Origin of the sequence: Kaistia terrae (assembly GCF_026344005.1) — a bacterium.
Taxonomy (GTDB): Bacteria; Pseudomonadota; Alphaproteobacteria; order Rhizobiales; family Kaistiaceae; genus Kaistia; species Kaistia terrae.
The window spans coordinates 194,514-214,434 of sequence record NZ_JAPKNH010000007.1 but is presented as its reverse complement, the minus strand read 5'-3'; the positions used below and the strand labels follow the sequence as shown (position 1 = coordinate 214,434).

16 protein-coding genes are annotated in these 19,921 nt (G+C 64.9%); 9 read left to right on the top strand and 7 right to left on the bottom strand.

What is annotated here, in order from left to right; genetic code table 11:
* Positions 1-8 precede the first annotated feature (8 nt).
* On the bottom strand, positions 9-464 hold the full coding sequence (locus tag OSH12_RS19310; protein WP_266345238.1) for an RbsD/FucU family protein: 456 nt from the start codon (positions 462-464) through the stop codon (positions 9-11).
* 261 nt (positions 465-725) lie between these two features.
* The gene (locus OSH12_RS19305) at positions 726-1,523 is read right to left on the bottom strand and encodes an IclR family transcriptional regulator (RefSeq protein WP_266345237.1); all 798 of its coding nucleotides are present in this window, start codon (positions 1,521-1,523) and stop codon (positions 726-728) included.
* A 128-nt stretch (positions 1,524-1,651) separates the two neighbouring features.
* On the opposite strand from OSH12_RS19305, the gene OSH12_RS19300 reads away from it, so the two are divergent.
* The 6 genes from OSH12_RS19300 (at position 1,652) to OSH12_RS19275 (ending at position 7,283) form a co-directional block, all read left to right on the top strand.
* Positions 1,652-3,013, top strand: coding sequence for an aspartate aminotransferase family protein (locus tag OSH12_RS19300; protein WP_266345236.1), 1,362 nt, complete (start codon positions 1,652-1,654; stop codon positions 3,011-3,013).
* A gap of 326 nt (positions 3,014-3,339) precedes the next feature.
* The gene (locus OSH12_RS19295) at positions 3,340-4,182 is read left to right on the top strand and encodes a transporter substrate-binding domain-containing protein (protein ID WP_266345235.1); all 843 of its coding nucleotides are present in this window, start codon (positions 3,340-3,342) and stop codon (positions 4,180-4,182) included.
* A gap of 18 nt (positions 4,183-4,200) precedes the next feature.
* Positions 4,201-4,860, top strand: a complete 660-nt coding sequence (locus tag OSH12_RS19290; RefSeq protein WP_266345234.1) for an amino acid ABC transporter permease — start codon at positions 4,201-4,203, stop codon at positions 4,858-4,860.
* Between the two features lie 18 nt (positions 4,861-4,878).
* Positions 4,879-5,535 carry an amino acid ABC transporter permease gene (locus OSH12_RS19285; RefSeq protein ID WP_266345233.1) on the top strand — a complete coding sequence of 219 codons (657 nt, stop codon included), beginning with the start codon at positions 4,879-4,881 and terminating at the stop codon, positions 5,533-5,535.
* Positions 5,532-6,314: an amino acid ABC transporter ATP-binding protein gene (locus OSH12_RS19280; protein ID WP_266345232.1), complete on the top strand. Its 783-nt coding sequence runs from the start codon at positions 5,532-5,534 to the stop codon at positions 6,312-6,314. The genes OSH12_RS19285 and OSH12_RS19280 overlap by 4 nt, the downstream gene beginning before the upstream one ends.
* A 102-nt stretch (positions 6,315-6,416) precedes the next feature.
* Positions 6,417-7,283, top strand: a complete 867-nt coding sequence (locus OSH12_RS19275) for an NAD(P)-dependent oxidoreductase (RefSeq protein ID WP_266345231.1) — start codon at positions 6,417-6,419, stop codon at positions 7,281-7,283.
* A 222-nt stretch (positions 7,284-7,505) separates the two neighbouring features.
* Here the strand turns inward: OSH12_RS19275 and OSH12_RS19270 are convergent, their stop codons facing one another.
* Both OSH12_RS19270 and OSH12_RS19265 read right to left on the bottom strand, forming a co-directional pair.
* Entirely contained in the window at positions 7,506-8,936 is a 1,431-nt protein-coding gene (locus OSH12_RS19270) for a mannose-1-phosphate guanylyltransferase/mannose-6-phosphate isomerase (protein WP_266345230.1), read from the bottom strand.
* 106 nt (positions 8,937-9,042) lie between these two features.
* Complete coding sequence (locus tag OSH12_RS19265) at positions 9,043-11,286, bottom strand: GumC family protein (RefSeq protein WP_266345229.1); 2,244 nt, start codon at positions 11,284-11,286, stop codon at positions 9,043-9,045.
* A 239-nt stretch (positions 11,287-11,525) separates the two neighbouring features.
* Here OSH12_RS19265 and OSH12_RS19260 point away from each other — a divergent pair, with 239 nt between their 5' ends.
* Positions 11,526-13,586, top strand: a complete 2,061-nt coding sequence (locus tag OSH12_RS19260) for an ATP-dependent helicase (RefSeq protein ID WP_266345228.1) — start codon at positions 11,526-11,528, stop codon at positions 13,584-13,586.
* A gap of 240 nt (positions 13,587-13,826) precedes the next feature.
* On the opposite strand, the gene OSH12_RS19255 is transcribed toward OSH12_RS19260, so the two are convergent.
* The 3 genes from OSH12_RS19255 to OSH12_RS19245 all read right to left on the bottom strand — a co-directional run bounded on the left by OSH12_RS19255 (position 13,827) and on the right by OSH12_RS19245 (position 17,033).
* On the bottom strand, positions 13,827-14,204 hold the full coding sequence (locus tag OSH12_RS19255; protein ID WP_266345227.1) for a VOC family protein: 378 nt from the start codon (positions 14,202-14,204) through the stop codon (positions 13,827-13,829).
* Positions 14,205-14,255: 51 nt separating this feature from the next.
* On the bottom strand, positions 14,256-14,954 hold the full coding sequence (locus tag OSH12_RS19250; RefSeq protein ID WP_266345226.1) for a helix-turn-helix transcriptional regulator: 699 nt from the start codon (positions 14,952-14,954) through the stop codon (positions 14,256-14,258).
* A gap of 243 nt (positions 14,955-15,197) precedes the next feature.
* Entirely contained in the window at positions 15,198-17,033 is a 1,836-nt protein-coding gene (locus OSH12_RS19245) for an ABC transporter ATP-binding protein (protein ID WP_266345225.1), read from the bottom strand.
* 374 nt (positions 17,034-17,407) lie between these two features.
* Between OSH12_RS19245 and OSH12_RS19240 the strand changes: the two genes are divergently transcribed.
* Positions 17,408-18,256 (top strand): ImuA family protein, encoded by an 849-nt coding sequence (locus OSH12_RS19240; RefSeq protein WP_266345224.1) that lies wholly within the window; start codon positions 17,408-17,410, stop codon positions 18,254-18,256.
* Complete coding sequence (locus OSH12_RS19235) at positions 18,147-19,712, top strand: Y-family DNA polymerase (RefSeq protein ID WP_266345223.1); 1,566 nt, start codon at positions 18,147-18,149, stop codon at positions 19,710-19,712. Before OSH12_RS19240 ends, OSH12_RS19235 begins: the two co-directional genes overlap by 110 nt.
* Positions 19,713-19,921: the final 209 nt, after the last annotated feature.

Here is a 19,921-nt window from a genome sequence, read left to right as displayed (position 1 = left end):
AAGACGCCCTAGCGCGCGTCGGGCGGAATGACGCCCTTTTTCAGGATGAAGCAGCCATAAAAGCGGCGCTCGCCGGTCTGGATGACGCAATAGGCGCTTCTGGCGCGCTCATAGAAATCGAAGCGCTCGACCGAGCCCATCGGCCAGGACCGGCCTTCCGCAGCGTCGATCTCAGCCTGAACTTCGTTCTGCACGTCGGGGAGCTGATCGGGGCTGCCGACGATCTCCATGCGCAGCGCCGGCTGGTCGACAAAGCTGTCGAGCGGCATCACGGAGAGGATCGCGTTCGCGGCTTCGGCGGCCGAAACATTGTCGATGCGCAGCAGTTCGCCCAGCACGGTTTCGCGGGCCACGGCATCAGCGGGGAAATTGGTGTCGCAGATGACGAGTTCGTCGCCATGACCCATCGCCCTCAGGGCATACAGCACATCCGCATTGAGGCGCGGGTCGATTGATTTCAGCATGAAGTCCTCCGTTGTGCGTCGGTCCGCTTGGGCGGATCTTGATGCGGCCGGCAGGCCGACTGAGCTGGCAGTCTAGCGTGACATTGACGGCGGCGGGAATGGGCGAAGCGAGGATTGTCGCCGGTCTTTTCGGCACGAAACAAAAAAATGAACAGCACGCCGCTGCCGCGAAAGCACGTTCGAGCACCGGCGTGACGACGGCCCACAAAGGAGCGTCGAGCGGCCTGTCGAGAAAAGAGGTGTTGCCGGGAGGTGGTCGAATCAGTCGACGGGCAGTTGCTGCAATTGCGACGAGGCGAGCTTTTGCGAGATCTGCGTCGTCGCCTCCTGCAGCCTGGCGATCATGCGCGGACGGATCTCTGTCGTGACGCGCCGCTCGGGCGCCGAGATGCTGATGGCCGCGACCGGATAGCCGGTCTCGTTGAGGATGGCGACGCCCATGCACATCGTGCCTTCCTCGTTCTCGCCGATTTCGATGGCAACGCCGCTCGTCGCCGCCTCGGCAAGCTGCTTCTCGATCGTCTTCAATTGCGTGATCGTGCGCAGCGTCCGTTGCGGCAGGGCGTCGGAGAGCAACTGTGTTCGTTCGTCGAGCGGCAGGCGGGCCAGGATCGCCTTGCCAAGCGCTGTCGAATGAACGGGATCGCGACTGCCGATGCGCGCCTGCATGCGCAGCGCGCGGGTCGATTCAATGATGTCGATATAGACGACGTGGTTCTCGGCCAATACGGCGAGATTGGTCGTCTCGTTGAACTCGCGATTGATTTCGGCCAGTGCCGGCATGGCGCATTCGCGCAGGCGCTGGATGCTCTTGTCCGCCGTTGCCAGCGCACGAAACCGGATGCCGACACTGTAACGGTCGCGATTGGCGTCATAGGTTAGGAAGCCGGCGGCGCTCAGCGTGCGCAGATAGCGGAAGACGCTGGTCTTCGGCAGCCCGAGTTCCGTGGCGATCGTCGTCAGCGAGGCCGGATGGCCTTTTTGGGCGATTGCGTCGAGAACCTTGAGGGCCTTCAAGACGGGACCGACAATGTAGCGGTCGTCCGGTTCCGTGCTCATGTTCCTGCAATCCATTCCTGCTTCCGTCGCCCGGAATCTAGCTTTTTTCCGTCACGCGAAACAAGCGCTCGTTTACATGAAACGGGCCTTCTGGCTTGGTACGGTTATACCAAGCACAGGAGCTAGCGTTGACCATCCACAACCAGGCGGCCAGCACGTCCACCGAAACCGCCCAGTCGTCCAAGCCGCTGACCTTCGAGCGTTCAGCGGAGGAAATCCGCCGTAACGCCCAGTGGATCGCCGGTGGCGTCAACAGCAATTTCCGCATGAACATCTCGCCGACGCCGCTCGTCTTCGAGAAGGCGGAGGGCCCGTATCTGTTCGACGTCGATGGCAACAAGCTCATCGATTATTACCTCGGCATGGGCCCGATGATCCTCGGCCACAATCCGCAGGCGCTGAGCGACGCGGTCACCGAGCAGATGAAGCACGGCATCCTTTTCGGCGGCCAATCGAAGGTCGAGGCCGAGGCTGCCCGTCTGGTCTGCGAGATGGTGCCCTGCGCCGAGCGCATGCGCTTTGCCTCGTCCGGCTCGGAAGCCGACCAGGCGGCCCTGCGCCTCGCCCGTGCTGCCACCGGCCGCCAGATCATCATCAAGTTCGAAGGCCATTATCATGGCTGGTTCGACAACGTCCTGTGGTCGACCGCGCCGCCGCTCGACGCAGCCGGCCCTGCCGACAAGCCGGTGCCGTTCGCCGGCAGCAAGGGCCAGTTGCCGCAGTCGATCGACGGGCTGGAAGTCCTGCCCTGGAACAATCTCGAGCTTCTTCAGCAGCGTCTTGCCAAGGGCGACGTCGCCGGCGTGATCATGGAAGCCTCGATGTGCAACGCGGGCGCCATCCATCCGGCGGCTGGTTATCTGGAAGGCGTGCGCGAGGCCTGCACCAAGGCCGGCACCATCCTGATCTTCGACGAAGTCATCACCGGCTTCCGTCTCGGCGCCGGCGGCGCGCAGGCGCATTTCGGCGTGACGCCCGACCTCGCCACCTTCGGCAAGGCCATCGCCAACGGCTTCCCGGTCGCGGCCATTGCCGGCCGCGCCGACCTGCTCGACATGTTCGTGTCGGGCGGCGTGGTGCATGGCGGCACCTATAATTCGCAGCCGCTCGCCATGGCGGCGACCGTTGCGACGTTGAAGTCGTTGACGCCGGAGCTTTATGCCACCATCGACCGCAACGGCACGCGGCTCATGGAGGGTATGCGCGCGGTGTTCGAGAAGGTCGGCGTCAAGGCGGTGGTCACCGGCTATCCGCAGGTGTTCCATGTCGCCTTCGGCATTGACGGCCCGGCACACGACTATCGCGATCTCGCCCGTTCCGACAAGAAGGCCTATGTCGCCTTCACCACAGCGCTGCTTCAGCGCGGCGTCCGTGCCCTCGAGCGCGGTGCGTGGTTCATGTCGGTGACGCATGACGAAGCGGTTGTCGACGCGACTCTGGTGGCCGTCGAGGGCGCTGTCGCGGAACTTAGGGAACGCGGCATCCTCTAGGGCTCTGAAGCCTGAGCCTCGCGGGTTCGCAGTTCCTTCGAGCGAACCCGCCCCACCCCTTGCTCGAAAAAGCTCGCAAGGCGGTTGTTGAAAATTCCATCAGGTGAAACGCTGTCGCCTTGCATTGCACTCTGCGGCGAGGGACGTTGTGCACCGCAGGATCGAAACGGCGACAGGACAGACGGCCCTCGCGCCGAGGTTCTGTTGGCAGTATCGTCGGGAAAGCTTGGGCAGGCGAAGTTTAATTCGCCGCCCGATCTAATTTAATCGTGGCGCGGCAGGGAATATCTTCGGATATGTCGCGCTACCTCAAAGAGGGGAATAAAATGCGCGCTACTGCATTGAAGGTCGCGGCGGGTCTTGGCGCCCTTTCGCTGGTATTGTCGTTCACGCAGACCGCTTCGGCCGGCAAGCTCCAGGACGTCCTGAGCCGCGGCAAGCTGGTTGTCGGCACCGGCAGCACCAACCCGCCCTGGCATTTCCGCGATGAATCCGGCGAACTGGTCGGCTTCGACATTGACGTCGCCAAGATCGTCGCCAAGGGCCTGTTCGACGACGAGACCAAGATCGAGTTCGTGAACCAGGCGTCCGACGCCCGCATCCCGAACATCGTCACCGACAAGGTCGACATTTCCTGCCAGTTCATCACCGTGACGGCAGCCCGCGCCCAGCAGGTCGCCTTCACCGTTCCCTACTATCGCGAGGGCGTCAGCCTGATGATGGTGGCCGGCGGCAAGTATCCCGACTATGCGGCGCTGAAGGCTGCCGGCAACGCCGTGACCGTCTCCGTCCTGCAGAACGTCTTTGCCGAGGGCATGGTCCATGCGGCCCTGCCGGAAGCCAAGGTCGACCAGTTCGAGAGCGTCGATCTCATGTACCAGGCGCTGAATTCCGGCCGTGCCGACGCGGCCGCGACGGATACCTCGTCGCTCGCCTACTATATGAAGCAGAACGAAGGTCGCTACGTGGATTCGGGCTTCAGCTGGAACCCGCAGACCTATTCCTGCATCGTCAAGCAGGGCGATCCCGACTGGCTGAACTTCGTCAACATCGCGCTGCGCGAGTCGATGACCGGCACCACCTTCCCGCAGTACAAGGCCTCCTACGAGAAGTGGTTCGGCACGTCGCCGTCCGATCCGACCATCGGCTTCCCGGCTGAATTCCGCTAAGCCTGGACCGTTCACACCGTGAACTACACGCTGCACTTCGGTGCCGTCTGGGCGAGCTTCGACCATCTTCTGGGCGGGCTCGCCATCGGACTGGCTCTTGCTGTCGCCGCCGTCGCGGTCGGCACCGTCATCGGCCTGCTGTCAGCCTTTGCCAGCGTGTCCAGGTCGCGTCTGCTGCGCGGGATCAGCGGGACTTATGTCCTGCTGATCCGCAACATCCCGCTGCTGGTTCTGGTGCTGCTCGTCTATTTCGCGCTGCCCCAGACCGGCATCCGGCTCGATAAATATGAGAGCTTCATCGGCTCGCTGGCGCTCTATGCCGGCGCCTATCTGACCGAGGTTTTTCGCGCCGGTCTGCTTTCCGTGCCGAAGGGCATTGTCGAAGCGGGCAGGGCGATCGGTCTGACGCGGATGCAGACCAACATCTCGGTCGTCATGCCGGTGATGCTGCGCAATTCGCTGCCCTCGCTCGGCAACACCTTCATCGGCATGTTCAAGGACAGCTCGATCGCCGCCGCGATCGCCATTCCTGAACTGACCTTTGAAGCCCGCAAGATCAACGTCGATACGTTTCGCGTCGTCGAGACATGGACGGTCGCGAGCGGCCTCTATATCGCCGCCTGCTTCACGATCGCCGCGCTGTTGCGGATGCTCGAGCGTCGTTTCCCCAAATTCTGATCGGGTCAAACCTATCCAATGGACGCTTTTCTCGCCCAGCTCTGGATCGCCCGATGGCCGCTCTTCGACGGCTTCCTGATGACGATCGGCATTTCGGTCGGGGCGATCGTGTTCGGCACGATCCTCGGCTGCATCGTCGGCATCCAGCTTGTCTTCGCGCCGCTTTGGCTCCGCCTTCCGTTCCGCGCCTATGTCGACATCATGCGCGGTACGCCCCTGCTCGTCCTCATCCTCGCCGCCTTCTACATTCCGGCGGTGATGGGGCTGTCGCTCTCGGCGGCGCAGGCCGGCACGCTGGCGCTCGGCCTGTTTGCCGGCGCGCATATCGGTGAGTTGGTGCGGGGGTCGCTGCAGGCGATCCCACCCGGCCAGATCGAGGCGGGTCGCTCCATCGGGCTCACCTTCCCACAGATCCTCGCCAATGTGCTGCTGCCGCAGGCGCTCCGCACCTCGCTGCCGCCCTGGATCAACACCGGCGTCGAACTGATCAAGGGTTCCAGCCTGCTGTCGATGATCGGCGTCGGAGAGCTTCTGTTGAAGTCGCAGGAAGTGATCGGCCGAAACTTCATGACCATCCAATTCTACGTCTTCGCCGGCATTCTCTATCTGCTCGTCAATGTCACCCTGGACCTGCTCGGCAAGTCACTGGAACGCCGCCTCGGAGCTCGCCTATGACCAAGATTGATACCGCGCGCCCGCTGCTCGACATCCGGGGCCTGAAGAAGAATTTCGGCGCCGTCGAGATCCTCAAGGGCGTCGATCTCAGCCTGCAGCCGAAGGATGTCGTCTCGATCATCGGATCGAGCGGCTCCGGCAAGACCACGTTGCTGCGTTGCGTCAACCTGCTGGAGGAATTCCAGGGCGGCGACATAATCCTCGACGGCGAGACGATCGGCTACAAGACGGTCGGCGCAAAGCGTACCCGGCTGCGCGATGCCGAGCTGTCGCGCCAGCGCGCCATGACTGGAATGGTGTTCCAGAGCTTCAACCTGTTTCCGCATCTGACCGCCGCCGGCAATGTCATGCTCGGCCTGCGCAAGGTGAAGAAGCTTGGCAAGGAAGAAGCCTTCGCCATCGCGGAGAAATGGCTGATCCGCGTCGGACTCGGCCCCAGGCTCGATCACTATCCGAGCCAGCTTTCCGGCGGCCAGCAGCAGCGTGTCGCGATTGCCCGTGCGCTTGCCATGAACCCGAAGCTGGTTCTGCTCGACGAAGTGACCTCGGCGCTCGATCCCGAGCTGGTGCAGGAAGTGCTGACGACCATCAAGAGCATCGCCGATGACGGCGCTACGCTCCTGATCGTCACGCATGAAATGCGCTTCGCCCGCGAAGTCTCCAGCCGGATCGTCTTCATGGAGCAGGGCCGGATCGCCGAGGAAGGCACACCTTCGGAGATTTTCGGCGAGGGTCGCAGCCAGCGCCTGAACGAGTTTTTGAAGAGCTCGCGCCACTGATCTTGTGGCAGGCGCGGGGTGTCAGGACGCGAGCGTCATGATAGGCCTTGGCCGGGGTGTCGCAGGTCGATGCCGGCATGATGCGTTTTGACGGAGATCGAGATGACGAAGGTAGCGTTCCTGGGCCTCGGCGTGATGGGCTATCCCATGGCGAGGCATCTGCAGGCGAAGGGTCACGAGGTGACCGTCTACAACCGCAACGCCGCCAAGTCCGCCAAATGGGTTTCCGAGTTTGGCGGACGCGCCGCCGCGACGCCGAAGGAAGCCGCAGAGGGCCAGGACATCGTGTTTGCCTGCGTCGGCAATGACGACGATTTGCGCGCCGTCACGATTGGCCCAGACGGCGCTTTTGCCGGGCTTGCCGCCGGTGTTGTCTTTGTCGATCACACGACGGCCTCGGCCGAAGTGGCGCGCGAGCTTCATGCCGAAGCCGAGAAGCGCGGCTTCGCCTTCATCGATGCGCCTGTTTCGGGCGGCCAGGCCGGTGCCGAGAACGGCGTGCTGACGGTGATGTGCGGCGGCGATGCCGAGCCGTTTGCCCGCGCCGAGCCGGTGATCCAGAGCTACGCCCGCGCCTGCCGCCTGCTCGGGCCGGTCGGCTCCGGCCAGTTGGCCAAGATGATGAACCAGATCTGCATTGCCGGCATCGTCCAGGGCCTGGCCGAGGCGCTGCATTTCGGCAAGCGCGCCGGTCTCGATGTCGAGGCGGTTGTGGAAGTGATCTCGAAGGGCGCGGCGCAGTCCTGGCAGATGGAAAACCGCTACAAGACGATGAATGCCGGCCAGTTCGAATTCGGCTTCGCCGTCGACTGGATGCGCAAGGACCTCGGCATTTGCCTGGACGAGGCGCGCCACAACGGCGCGAAATTGCCGCTGACGGCGCTGGTCGACCAGTTTTATGGCGACGTTCAGGCCATGGGTGGCAAACGCTGGGATACGTCCAGCCTGCTCGCGCGCCTGGAGAAGTAATTCCCCTCGATGGCAATGCGACGTTGGCGGCGAGGGGCTCCACGCTTCCAACTCCACCGGCGTCATCCCCGCGAAGGCGGGGACCCATGCAGCCGTGATTTTGGGCGTTTTGCGCGGGCGAAACCCGGCTGAATGGATCCCGGGTCTCCGCCCGGGATGACGACTGAGTGGGTGGCGTGGGAGCGCCACGCCACCGGGGCAAGGGCGACCGAAACGGCGCCCTCAAACCCGTGCGTAAATATCCTCGATGCGGACGATATCGTCCTCGCCGAGATACGAACCCGTCTGGACTTCGATCAGTTCGAGCGGGATCTTGCCGGGGTTGGAGACGCGGTGGATCGCGCCGAGCGGCAGGTAGATCGACTCGTTCTCGTTCACCGTCTTGATGGTGTCGTTCAGCGTTACTTCGGCCGTGCCTCGCACCACGACCCAGTGTTCGGCCCGGTGATGGTGCTTCTGCAGCGACAGCTTGGCGCCGGGCTCGACGACGATTTTCTTCACATGGAAGCGGTCGCCCCGGCAGATCGTCTGATACGTGCCCCAGGGGCGGTGGATCTTGATGTGCTCGTTGGCCTCGTTGCGCTTTTCCGCCTTGAGGCTGGTGACCAGATGCTTGACGTCCTGCGCGCGGTCCGACGGCATGATCAGAATCGCATCTTCCGAAGCGACGACGGTCATGTTGTCGAGGCCGATGCCGGTGATCAGCGGGCCTTCGGAGTGGATGAAGGCGTTGTGGCTGTCGATCAGCGCAACGGGGCCGGAGGTGACATTGCCATGCTCGCCGGCCTCGCGGCTGTCGCGCACCGCGTCCCAGCTGCCGATGTCGGACCAGCTGAAGCGCCCCTCGATGACAGCGGCGCGGTCGGTGCGTTCCAGCACGGCATAATCGATCGACTTCGCCGGCATCGCCACGAAGCTTTTCTCTTCCAGGCGGATGAAGCCGAGATCTTCATGGGCGCCGGCGATCGTCGCCTCGGCCCCGGCGGCGATCTCGGGCTCGAACTTCGTAGCCTCTGTCAGCATCAGCGAGGCCGGGAAGATGAAATTGCCGGAATTCCAGAGATAGCCTTCGGAAACATAACGCTCGGCGGTCTCGCGGTCCGGCTTCTCGACAAAGGACGTGACGGCGAAGGCGCCCGGCGTGCCGAGCGGTTTGCCCGGCTTGATATAGCCATAGCTGGTGCGCGGTTCGGTCGGGGTGATGCCGAAGGTAACGATGTGGCCTTCCTCGGCGGCGGCGGCGGCATCCAGGCAGGCCTGCCGGAACAGCGCCACATCCGGGACGAGATGGTCGGCGGCCAGCGCCAGCACGAGGCAATCATCGCCATGCAGCTTCTGCGCGTAGCGAGCCGCCACGATCAGGGCAGCAGCGGAATCGCGGCGTGCGGGCTCCAGAATGATGGTGGCGTCAATGCCGATTTCGGCGGCCTGACGGCGGGCAAAAAAGCGGAAGGCGTCCGCAGTGATGACGATCGGATCCGTACCGCCGCCGCTCTTGGGCGGCAGGCGCAGCAGCGTGTCCTGATAGAAAGTGCGTTCCGAACCGAGGGAGAGAAACTGCTTCGGCATGCTGTCGCGCGAAACCGGCCAGAGGCGTGTTCCGGATCCGCCCGCCAGTATCACCGGAACAATCTTCGAACCTGCCATAGTCATAGCCTCTCAAACGCTGCGCGCGCTTTCATGCGCTTTTGCCGGGGGTGCCACCCGCTTTGCCGGGATCTTGCATGGCGGTGGTTACCAATTCAACGTGCAAGCCCCGTCAAGAGTTCGACTCGGTTCGTTCGATTGGCGACATTCTTTCCGAATGGTTGCGCGGCGTGGGTTTGGCGGGCCGAGAGCGAGGGGCATAGTCGCGGTTTGGCTGGCGACCTGAGGCGTGATTGAGGGCGAGCCAGAGGTGGGCGGTGCCGTGTCCGCCACGCGCCAGTGTCCGCAGCCCGGCGCGAATATCGCGCGGCGGGGTGGAAGCCGCGACCACCATCACGATGTCGTCGGCATGCGGGCTCCACTGCAGTGCATCGATCGCGACCAGCGGGGACGGGCTGTCGATCACGACATGCTCAAAATTCTGTCGCGCCGTCTGCAACAGGGCAGCAAGACGGCTCGATTGCATCAGGACATCGATGTTGAGGCGCGGATCTGCCGGTCCGGCGGCCACGGAGAGGTGCGGGCCAATGTCGACGATCAGCCCGTCCGACGATGGGGCCGTTCCACGCCCGGCGAGATGGCTTGCCAGCCCATGTCGACGCTCGAGATCCAAAATCTCATGAAGGTCCGGCTGGCGGAGATTGCCGTCGATCAGCAGCGTCCTGCGGCCGGAAAGCGCCAGCGAGCGGGCCAGCGAGATCGCCGCCAGCGTCGCGCCTTCGCCGGGAAGGGCGGCCGTCACCACAACGACTCGGCCCGAGTTGTTCGCGCGCCTGCCGGCGGGGGAGAGGTCGAGGCCGAGCCGAAGCCGCCGGACAGCCTCGGCATAAGCGTCGTTGGGATGGTTCAGGACCTCGGTCGCCGGATTTTCGCCCGGACGATCGGCGCGGGCGGGGATCGTCGGCAGGGCGGAAAGCACGGGAACGTTCGAAAGCCGCTCCAACTCGTCCTCATCGGCGATGCCCCCGGAGACGTGGTCACGAAGAATCCCTGCGGCGACACCGAGGATCAGCGATAGCGCTCCGGCGAGGCCGAGGATCAGCGGTTTGTCGGGATAGGCCGGCGTCGCGGGCGACAGCGCCGCCGAGACGACGCGGCTGTCGGGAAGCTGCAGTTCGATTTCCGCGGTCGCGGTGGTGGAGTTGGTCGTCAGCTTGTCAACGACGAGGCGAAGGGCCGCCGCGTCGCTCTCCACCTCGCGAAAATGCCTCACGAGTTCAGCGGGCGCGTCGGCGTTGGCCAGCCGCTGGCTGAGGCGGGTACGAAGTTCGGTTTCGCTCTGCTGCGCGGCGCTTGCCTCCGCGGCGATCCTGCCGATAACCGCCTGCGCTTCCTTGTCGATCTGCTGGTCGATCTGGGCCAGTCGCGTCGGCGTATCATCCTTTTGACCGGCACCCAACCCGCGTCGGATTGCCGTATATTGCGCATGGAGGCGCACCATCCGTTCAGAGTTCAGCTCGGCAATCAGCGCTTCCCAGTCGCGCTTGCGCGCAAGTTCGCGTGCGCGACCGGCGAGCGCGTCGTAGCGCACCCGGTTTGCCTCCTGCTCCCGGATGGCGGCGCGGATCTCGGACAATTCGGCGCGCAGTTCAGGTGGTTCGATCTGGACGATGCGATCGTCGAGGAAACTATCGAGCTTGCGGTCGAGTTCGCGCAGCGTTTCGCGCGCGCTTTCCAGCTGCATCGCGAGGCGTTTGCGAACGCTGGCGGCGAAGTCGACCTTGGCGCGGATCTGTGCGTCGATATAGGCAGCGGCCAGCGCATTGGCGATCCGGGCGGCCTTGTCGGGATCTTTCGAGCGGGCGGCGACCTCGATCACATAGGTCGCGCCGCGCCGCGTGACTGCGACCGACGAGCCGAGCTTCTTCAGCGTCAGCTTCGCGGCCTGCTCCGGCGAGAGCGGTGGCGCCTTGATTCCGACGAGCGAGGCAAGCCTTGCACCCCATCCGGGCCTCGGCGCGAATTCCGCGTCCTGTGCCAGCTCGAGTTTGCGCAGCGCGGCGAGGAGAACGGAGGGCGATCGCAGGATCTCGACTTCGCTTTCGACGCGGGCTGCATCGGCCGGTTGGCTTGGGACACTGCGGTCGGCATCCAGCATGCTTTGCTGCCACGGATCGACGATGACGAGCGCCGATGTCTTGCAGATCGGTGGGATCTGCGACAGCCCCAGCAGGGTCAGGAGATTGAAGGCGAGGATTACGGCGAGGACGAACCAGGCTTGTCGGCGCAGCATCTTGAAGAACCGCCACGGATCGAGCGCCTCGGGACCGGGAAGCGGAAGACGTTCGGAAGCCGGCTGATCGCCGGTAGGCCAGCCGTCATCCGAGGCAAGGCGCAAGCCCCCGCCGTGCAACATCTGATCTCCCCGCCCAAGCCTGCCGACCAGATCTGCTGCCCAAGCATCGCCCGCCACAAAGCGCTCATCTCGTGCCGGTGGTGGGATGCAGCGATCGATCGCACAACCCAAGGTGACGTAACGGAAATATGGAGTCAACGCTGGCGGCTGCGGCTGCGTCCCGCATTGCGAACAAAACGGGAAACATGCTCCAATCCGGGACGATCCTGCCTTTGATTCGACGGAACGATCCATCTCCCATGACGGCTGCCCATCTCGCCAGGCTGAATGACGACCAGCGCCGCGCCGTCGAATTCGGTGTCACTACGCCGGAGCGCGGCCCGTTGCTGGTGATCGCCGGCGCCGGTTCCGGCAAGACGAATACGCTGGCGCACCGGGTCGCGCACCTGATCCTGAACGGTGCCGATCCGCGCCGCATCCTGCTGATGACGTTCTCGCGGCGCGCGGCGAGCGAGATGGCGAAGCGGGTCGAGCGGATCGCCGCCGGTGTTCTGGGAACCAAGGGCGGCGTGCTCACCGACGCGCTCGCCTGGTCCGGCACGTTTCATGGCATCGGCGCAAAAATCCTGCGCGAGCATGCGCAGTGGATCGGCCTCGATCCCGCTTTCACCATCCATGACCGCGAGGATTCGGCCGACCTGATGAACCTCGTCCGCCACGAGCGGGGCCTGTCGAAGAGGGAGAGCCGCTTCCCCGCCAAGGGTACTTGCCTCGCTATCTATTCCCGCGTCGTCAATGCCGAGACGACGCTCGACGAGGTGCTGGTCAAGGTCTTCCCCTGGTGCGCCATGTGGAAGGACGAGCTGAAGGCGCTGTTTGCGGCCTATGTCGAGGCGAAGCAGGCGCAGAACGTGCTGGATTACGACGATCTGCTGCTCTATTGGGCCTATCTGATGGCCGAGCCATCCATATCGGCCGAGATCGCCGCCCGTTTTGATCATGTGCTGGTCGACGAGTACCAGGACACCAACCGGCTGCAGGCTTCCGTCCTGCTCGGGCTGAAGCCGAAGGGCGACGGGCTGACGGTGGTCGGCGACGACGCGCAGTCGATCTATTCGTTCCGCGCCGCGACCGTGCGCAACATCCTCGATTTTCCCGGCCATTTCTCTCCGGCCGCCGAGATCGTCACGCTGGAGCGCAACTATCGCTCGACCCAGCCGATCCTCGCCGCCGCCAATGGCGTCATCTCTCTCGCGACCGAGCGCTTCACCAAGAACCTCTGGACCGAGCGCGAAAGCGGCGACAAACCGCAGCTCGTCACCGTACGCGGCGAGGCCGAGCAGGCGCGCTATGTCGTCGAGACCGTGTTGGAGGCGCGCGAGCGCGGCGTCGCGCTGAAGGAACAGGCGGTGATGTTCCGCGCCTCGCATCATTCCGGCCCGCTCGAGTTCGAGCTGACCCGGCGCAACATCCCCTTCGTGAAGTTTGGCGGGCTGAAGTTCCTCGATGCGGCGCATGTGAAGGACCTGCTGGCGGTCTTGCGTTTCGTCGAGAACCCGCGCGATCGCGTCGCCGGCTTTCGCGTCGCGCAATTGCTGCCGGGCGTCGGGCCGGGCACGGCCGGCAAGATGCTGGAATCGATGGCCGGGGCTGTCGATCCGGTCGCAGCTTTGGCCGAGTTCAAGCCGCCACAGAAGACGGCGGCCGACTGGCCTTCCTTCGTCGAGATGATCGGCGCGCTGCGGACCCGGTGCATGGGCTGGCCGGCCGAGATCGAGGCGGTGCGAAACTGGTACGAGCCGCATCTGGAGCGCATCCACGAGGACGCGACGGTGCGCCTCGCCGACCTCGTGCAACTCGAGCAGATCGCCGCCGGCTTCTCGTCGCGCGAACGCTTCCTGACCGAGCTGACGCTCGATCCGCCGGATGCGACCAGCGGCGAGGCGGGGGTGCCGTTGCTCGACGAGGATTATCTCATCCTCTCCACCATACATTCCGCCAAGGGGCAGGAGTGGAAATCCGTCTTCGTGCTCAACGTCGTCGACGGCTGCATGCCGATCGACCTCTCGACCGGCACGGCGGAAGAGATCGAGGAGGAGCGGCGGCTCCTCTATGTCGCGATGACGCGGGCGAAGGACGAGTTGCACCTCGTCATGCCGCAGCGCTTCTTCGTCACCCAGCAGACACGCGGCGGCGACCGCCACGTCTACGCGACACGCACCCGCTTCATCCCCTCCGTCATCATCGGCCTGTTCCAGCAGGTGATATGGCCGCCGGCGCCGAGCGAGGTCGAAGGAGCGGCAGCCCAGCCGCGCATCCCCGTCGACATCGCGGCGAAGATGCGCGGCATGTGGAAGTAGGGACGGCATCTGTCGCTCAAGCGCGATCGCTGTCCCACGCTCGCCGTCATCCTCGCGAAGGCGGGGATCCATGCATCCGAAGCCTCGCCCGCGCGAAACGCCGGGAAATCTGGCTGAATGGATCCCGGGTCTTCGCCCGGGATGACGGAGAGTTTTGGCTCCGCTTTCGGAAAAGAATGCTCCGTCAGCTCCCTCTCTCGCTGGCGGGAGAGGGTTGGGGTGAGGGGTTTTTTGGCCTACTCACGCGTCCGGCAGGCAGACGCGCAGGCGGTGGCCGTCGGGGTCGAGGGCGACGAAGGTCGGGCCGAAATCGAGCTCGACGAGTTCCTGCTCGATGGGCAGCCCGCGCTGCTGCCAGTCGGCATAGAGCGCCTCGATCTTCGCCTTGTTCTCGACCATGAAGACGATCTCGCCATTGGCGCCGTTCGCCGTGGCGGTGGTGGCGGGCTTGGCCTGGGCACGACCCCAGAGGCCGAGCGTCAGGCCGTTGTCGAGCGGCAGCGCGGCGAAATTGGGCGACGCGTTCATCGCCGGCTGGCCGAGCAGGTCGGTATAGAAGGCGGCGCTGGCCGCGGTATCCTTCACATAGAGCAGGATCATGTTCGGGGTGGTCGTCATGGTGTTGCCTCCGTTGTCGATGAAGGCAGACTATGCTGATCTGCTGTCAGTTTATGGCAGCAGTGTCGGATGGCTGATGCCCTCGGCGATCTTCCATTCCTTGAGCAGTACCTGTAGCCGGCGCGGATAGCGGGTCTCGGTGACGACGAGGTCGGCGATCCGCTCTGTGCGGAAATGCCGAAAATCCTGCCGGGTTTCGCACCAGGCGACGAGCACGCGGACCTTTTCGAAGAAGCCAAGCGCGAACGGCCAGACCATTCGCTGCGACCCGGCGCCGACGGCGTCGGTATAGGCGAAGGAAAGCTTGCGCTCCGATCGGATCGCGGCGCGGACCAGCGCGAGGTCGACGCCCGGCGTCTCGGTTGAACTGCTGCCGACCAGCAGCGTCGAGCTGTCGAGATCCTCGCGAAGATCGGCGGGAAGCACGGCGGCGATCTTGGCGAGCGCATTGCTCGCCGCCAGAGCCAGCCGGGGATCGGCGCGTTTGGAGACCCAGCGCGACCCGAGTACCAGCGCCTCGATCTCATCCTCGGAGAACATCAGCGGCGGCAGCATGAAGCCGGGCTTCAGGATGTAGCCGATGCCGGCCTCGCCCTGGATCGAGGCGCCCTGTGCCTGGAGGGTTGCGATGTCGCGATAGAGCGTGCGCAGGCTGACGCCGAGTTCGCCGGCCAGCACCTGCCCGCTCACCGGCCGGCGGTGGCGGCGCAGGAGTTGGATCAGGTCGAGCAGGCGTTGCGAACGGGACATTTTGAAAACTCCTCTCACGCCATGGTGCCACATTTTGTCAGCACTGGCGCGAGGGGGCGAGAGCCTGAAGGAAAGCAAGGCCCTCACCCCAACCCTCTCCCAGAGGGAGAGGGTTTTCCGGGCGCAGTGTGGTGGCAGCAAAGAGCGTTTTCTTCGGGGGAAGGCCACATCTTCGGGCCAAGACACGATCCGCCCCCTCTCCCTCTGGGAGAGGGTTGGGGTGAGGGCCTTTGACCGAGAGGACTAAGCCGCTTCCTCTGCCAGAAAGCCGCCCGACTGCCGACGCCAGAGCGAGGCGTAGTGGCCGTTCAGCGCCAAAAGTTCCTCATGCGTGCCGCTCTCGATGATGCGGCCCTTGTCGAGGATGATCAGCCGGTCCATGCGTGCGATCGTCGACAGGCGGTGGGCGATGGCGATCACCGTCTTGTCGGCCATCAGGCTTTCGAACTGCTCCTGGATCGCCGCCTCGACTTCGGAATCGAGCGCCGAGGTCGCCTCGTCGAGGATCAGGATCGGCGCGTTCTTCAGGATGACGCGGGCGATCGCGATGCGCTGGCGCTGGCCGCCGGAGAGCTTGATGCCGCGCTCGCCGACATGCGCTTCATAGCCGGTGCGGCCGCGCCAATCTTCCAGATCGCCGATGAACTCATGCGCATGCGCCCGCCGCGCTGCTTCCTCGACGCCGTTCAGCGTCACATGCGGCTGGCCGTAGCGGATGTTGTCGAGGATCGATCGATGCAGCAGCGAGGTATCCTGCGTCACCACCGAGATCTGCTCGCGCAGGCTTTCCTGGGTGACGCGGGCGATGTCCTGGCCGTCGACGAGGATGCGGCCGCCTTCGAGGTCGAAGAAGCGCAAGAGCAGGTTGACCAGCGTCGACTTGCCGGCGCCGGAGCGGCCGACCAGGCCGATCTTCTCGCCCGGTTTGATGGTGAGCGACAGGTCGTCGATGATGCCGCCGGAGCGTCCATAGTTGAAGTTGATGTGGTCGAAGACGATGCCGCCCTTGGCGACCTTCAATGGCTCGGCACCGGGCCGGTCGGTCAGGCGCAGCGGCTTGGCGATCGACATCATGCCTTCCTGCACGGCGCCGATATTCTCGAAAATCGCCGTCACCTGCTGGGCGACGAAGCCGGCGATATTGGCGATCTGCCAGGTCAGCGGCAGCACCATGGCGACGATGCCGACCTCGATCAGCCCGAACGACCACAACCGCACGGCGATGGCACCGGTCGAGACCACGAGGATGGCGTTGTTGAGCGCCAGCGCCAGGCCGAACATCGTGATCAGCCGCAACTGGCCGCGAAAGACGTTGGTGTGATAGTCGACGGCCTCGCGGACATAGTTGTCCTCTTCGCGGGCGCGTCCGAACAGCTTTACCGTGATGATGTTGGTGTAGCTGTCGACGATGCGGCCGGTGATCAGCGAGCGCGCTTCCGACATCTCGACCGAGCGGCCCTTGAGGCGCGGCACGAAGATGCGAAGCAGCGTCGCGTAGCAGACGAACCAGAACACGGTCGGCAGCATCAGCCAGGGATTGTTGTGGCCGAGCAGGATCAGCGCGCTGGTGCCATAGACGGCGATGTACCAGACCGCGTTGATCGAGGAGACGGCGCTGTCGCGCACCGAAACGCCGGTCTGCATGACGCGGGTGGCGATGCGGCCGGCGAAATCATGCTGGAAGAACGACCAGCTCTGCCGCACCACGTGCCAGTGGCTCTGCCAGCGGATCAGATTGGTGAAGCCCGAGGCAATGATCTGGTTGGTGATCAGGTTCTGCACGAAGATCGCGACCGGGCGCACCAGAAGCATGAACAGCGCCATGCCGACGAGCACATGCCAGTGCTCGCGCAGCAGGACGTCGGGCGATGTCTGGCTGAGCAGCGTCACCAGCTTGCCGATGAAGAAAGGGATGGTGGCGTCGAGCAGCGCGACGGTCAGCCCGGCGAGCAGCAGGGCGACGAAATACCAGCGCACCTGGCGGATGAAGAACCAGTAGAAGGCGCCAAGCCGATCGGGCGGCTCTCCGGGCATGCCACGATCGGTGGCCGGAATCCGTTCTTCGAAATAGCGGAACATGATGATCTCGACGGCAGGCGGGTGGGTGCAAACGGGGCGAACGTCGCGGCGCAAAAGCGGGGCGATGAACGCGTCCAGGCAGGGGAAACGCGCCCGGGCGTCGTTGAGAAAGGATGCTAGCCTGATTTGTGGCGATTCTTAAGCCGTATTGCCGTTCTATTGGCCGCCGAAGGTTAAATTCGCTCGACGCGGGCTTCGGGAAACAATTCTGGTCGATCTTGCGCCTCTTTCTCGCCATGGGTCGCCGCCGCAGCGGCATGTCGCAAGGCTGGGAAGTTCGCCTGTCGCGCGATTGACTCTTGCTCGATTTGGAGTCGTATTAGATAGAACAAAACAGGAACAATGACGGTTGGATCGGACAGCGACTGAAGACGATGAGCACGGCGAAGGCGACCCTTTCCGCATTGCGACAGCGCATTGCCGCGATCGAGACGACGGCGCGATCCGTGCCGCCGGCCGAGGCGGCATCGAGCGGGTCCGCGCCGGCCATATCGACGTCGCGCGCCGGCCGCATCGCGCTCGATCGGGACGAGGTCGACCTGACTTTGGGCGGAGGGCTGGCGCGCGGCGCGCTGCATGAGATCCATGCCGCCTCCGGCGCCGACAACATCGCGGCTTCAGGCTTTTCGCTGGCCTTGGCGCTTGCCGCTGCTCCCGCCGGGCGGACGATCGTCTGGGTGCGGCAGGATTATGCGGCCAAGGAGGGCGGCGAGCTTCACGCCGATGGCTTGCAGGCGCTTGGCCTCGATCCTGCCGCGTTGATCCTGGTGCAACTGCGCGATCCGCTCGCGGTGCTGCGTGCCGGCGGCGAGGCGACGCGTTGCGGCGCGCTCGGCGCCGTCATCATCGAACCCTGGGGCGAGCCGAAGGCGCTCGACCTGACGACGCAGCGCCGGTTTTCGCTCGCCGCCGAGATTTCCGGCGTCACCGTCTTTTTGCTGCGCCCCGGCGCGCGACCGATGCCCGGCGGGGCGGAGACCCGCTGGCAGATTGCTTCCAGCCCGGCGACGCCGATGGCGATGAACGCGCCCGGCCATCCGACTTTCGATCTGACCTTGTTGCGCCATCGCCATGGACCGCCCGGCGGGCCGTGGCGGCTGGAGTGGAACCGCGATGAAAAATGCTTCCAGCGCCCGACGCTATTGCGCGATCCGGCTACCCTTTCTCGCATCGAACCGGCTCCGCACCCTGCCGAACGCGCCCCATTCCGGCTTGCCGGCTGATGCGCCGCTGCTGATCGTCGAAAAGGCGAAGGGCGCGCTGGTGCTTGCCGCGCCCGATCCGGCGGCGATCGATCAGGGGCTTGCCCCCGGCCTGTCGCTGGCCGAGGCGCGGGCACGCATCTCCGACTTGGCTGTCGCCGATCACGATCCCACCGCCGACGAGACGCTGATGGAGCACATCGCCGATTGGTGCGACCGCTATACGCCCCTGGTCGCGCGCCATGGCGAACGCGGCATGATGCTCGATATCACCGGCGTCGCCCATCTCTTCAAGGGCGAGGCGGCGCTGTTGGATGACCTGCTGGCTCGGCTGGCCGGCTTTGGCCTGACCGCCTTTGGCGCGATCGCCGGAGCGCCAGCCACCGCCCGCGCCTTGGCGCGCTCCAGGAAACCGGTCATCGTGCCGCCGGGGCGCGAGGCGGAAGCGGTGCGGCCGCTGCCCGTCACCGCGCTCGGCCTCGATCCGGCGCGCGTCCAGGCATTGCGGCGGGCCGGATTGAAATGCGTCGCCGACCTGATCGATCGGCCGCGCGCGCCGCTTGCCGCCCGCTTTGGCGCCGATTGCGTCGAGCGGCTGGAGCGGTTGGCAGGGATTGCCGAACATCCGATCTCGCCGCGCCGGCTGGTGCCGGCGGCCCTGGCCGAACGGATCTTCTTCCAGCCGATCGCGCTCACCGATGATATCGCCGCGACGCTCGCCCGCCTCGCCGTCGATGTCGCCTCGCTGCTGGAGGCGCGCGGCGAAGGCGGCCGCCATTTCGAGGCGAGCTTTTACCGGGTCGATGGCGCGGTGCGGCGGATCGCGGTCGCGACGGCCCGGCCCAATCGCTCGCCGAAGGCGATCGCCCGGCTGTTTCACGAAAAGATGGATGCGCTCTCCGATCCGCTCGATGCCGGCTTCGGTTTCGATCTGATCCGCCTTGGCGCCTTCCATACCGAACCCTTCCTCGCCGCGCAGGCGAACTTGGACGGCCACGCGCTCGATGACGAGGCGGTTGCTGATCTCGTCGATCGGCTCGGCGCCCGTTTCGGGCCGGAGCATGTGCAGGGCTTTGTCTCCTCCGATACGCATATTCCGGAGCAGCGGGCGAAGCTGGTGCCGGTCTTTTCCATCGGCGATCGACCGCAGGTATGGGGCGGTGGACTGGAGACAGGCGAGCCGCCCTTGCGGCCGTTGAGCCTGTTCAACCCGCCCGAACCGGTCGAGGCGCTGGGCGAAGTGCCGGACGGCCCGCCGCTCTCCTTCCGCTGGCGTCGCGTGCTGCATCAGGTGGCCCGGGCCGAGGGGCCGGAGCGGATCGCGCCGGAGTGGTGGCGTGGTGGCGGCGACACGCCGGACCGCGATTATTACCGCGTCGAGGATCGCAATGGCGGCCGCTTCTGGCTCTTTCGCGAGGGGCTCTATGCGGCGGACCGGCCGCAGCCGCGCTGGTTTTTGCATGGATTGTTTGCGTGAAGGGGCAGACAAAATCCTCACCCCTGCTGATCAACCTCAGCCATCATCCTGAGGTGCTTCGCGTCAGCGAAGCCTCGAAGGAGGATCCAGCGGGACGCCGCAATGTGCAGACGAATGCAGGCAGTACGGCGCTCGCTGGATCCTCCTTCGAGGCCCGGCTTTGCCGGGCACCTCAGGATGATGGTCGAAGGTCGACAAGACCGTTGTGC

Bases quoted from the DNA above. Each gene is read 5' to 3' on its own strand.
- OSH12_RS19270 (WP_266345230.1), bottom strand. From the start codon at position 8,936: ATGACTATGGCAGGTTCGAAGATTGTTCCGGTGATACTGGCGGGCGGA.
- OSH12_RS19235 (WP_266345223.1), top strand. From the start codon at position 18,147: ATGAAAAATGCTTCCAGCGCCCGACGCTATTGCGCGATCCGGCTACCC.
- OSH12_RS19260 (WP_266345228.1), top strand. From the start codon at position 11,526: ATGACGGCTGCCCATCTCGCCAGGCTGAATGACGACCAGCGCCGCGCC.
- OSH12_RS19275 (WP_266345231.1), top strand. From the start codon at position 6,417: ATGACGAAGGTAGCGTTCCTGGGCCTCGGCGTGATGGGCTATCCCATG.
- OSH12_RS19255 (WP_266345227.1), bottom strand. From the start codon at position 14,204: ATGACGACCACCCCGAACATGATCCTGCTCTATGTGAAGGATACCGCG.
- OSH12_RS19240 (WP_266345224.1), top strand. From the start codon at position 17,408: ATGAGCACGGCGAAGGCGACCCTTTCCGCATTGCGACAGCGCATTGCC.
- OSH12_RS19305 (WP_266345237.1), bottom strand. From the start codon at position 1,523: ATGAGCACGGAACCGGACGACCGCTACATTGTCGGTCCCGTCTTGAAG.
- OSH12_RS19265 (WP_266345229.1), bottom strand. From the start codon at position 11,286: ATGTTGCACGGCGGGGGCTTGCGCCTTGCCTCGGATGACGGCTGGCCT.
- OSH12_RS19310 (WP_266345238.1), bottom strand. From the start codon at position 464: ATGCTGAAATCAATCGACCCGCGCCTCAATGCGGATGTGCTGTATGCC.
- OSH12_RS19285 (WP_266345233.1), top strand. From the start codon at position 4,879: ATGGACGCTTTTCTCGCCCAGCTCTGGATCGCCCGATGGCCGCTCTTC.
- OSH12_RS19280 (WP_266345232.1), top strand. From the start codon at position 5,532: ATGACCAAGATTGATACCGCGCGCCCGCTGCTCGACATCCGGGGCCTG.
- OSH12_RS19245 (WP_266345225.1), bottom strand. From the start codon at position 17,033: ATGTTCCGCTATTTCGAAGAACGGATTCCGGCCACCGATCGTGGCATG.
- OSH12_RS19250 (WP_266345226.1), bottom strand. From the start codon at position 14,954: ATGTCCCGTTCGCAACGCCTGCTCGACCTGATCCAACTCCTGCGCCGC.
- OSH12_RS19295 (WP_266345235.1), top strand. From the start codon at position 3,340: ATGCGCGCTACTGCATTGAAGGTCGCGGCGGGTCTTGGCGCCCTTTCG.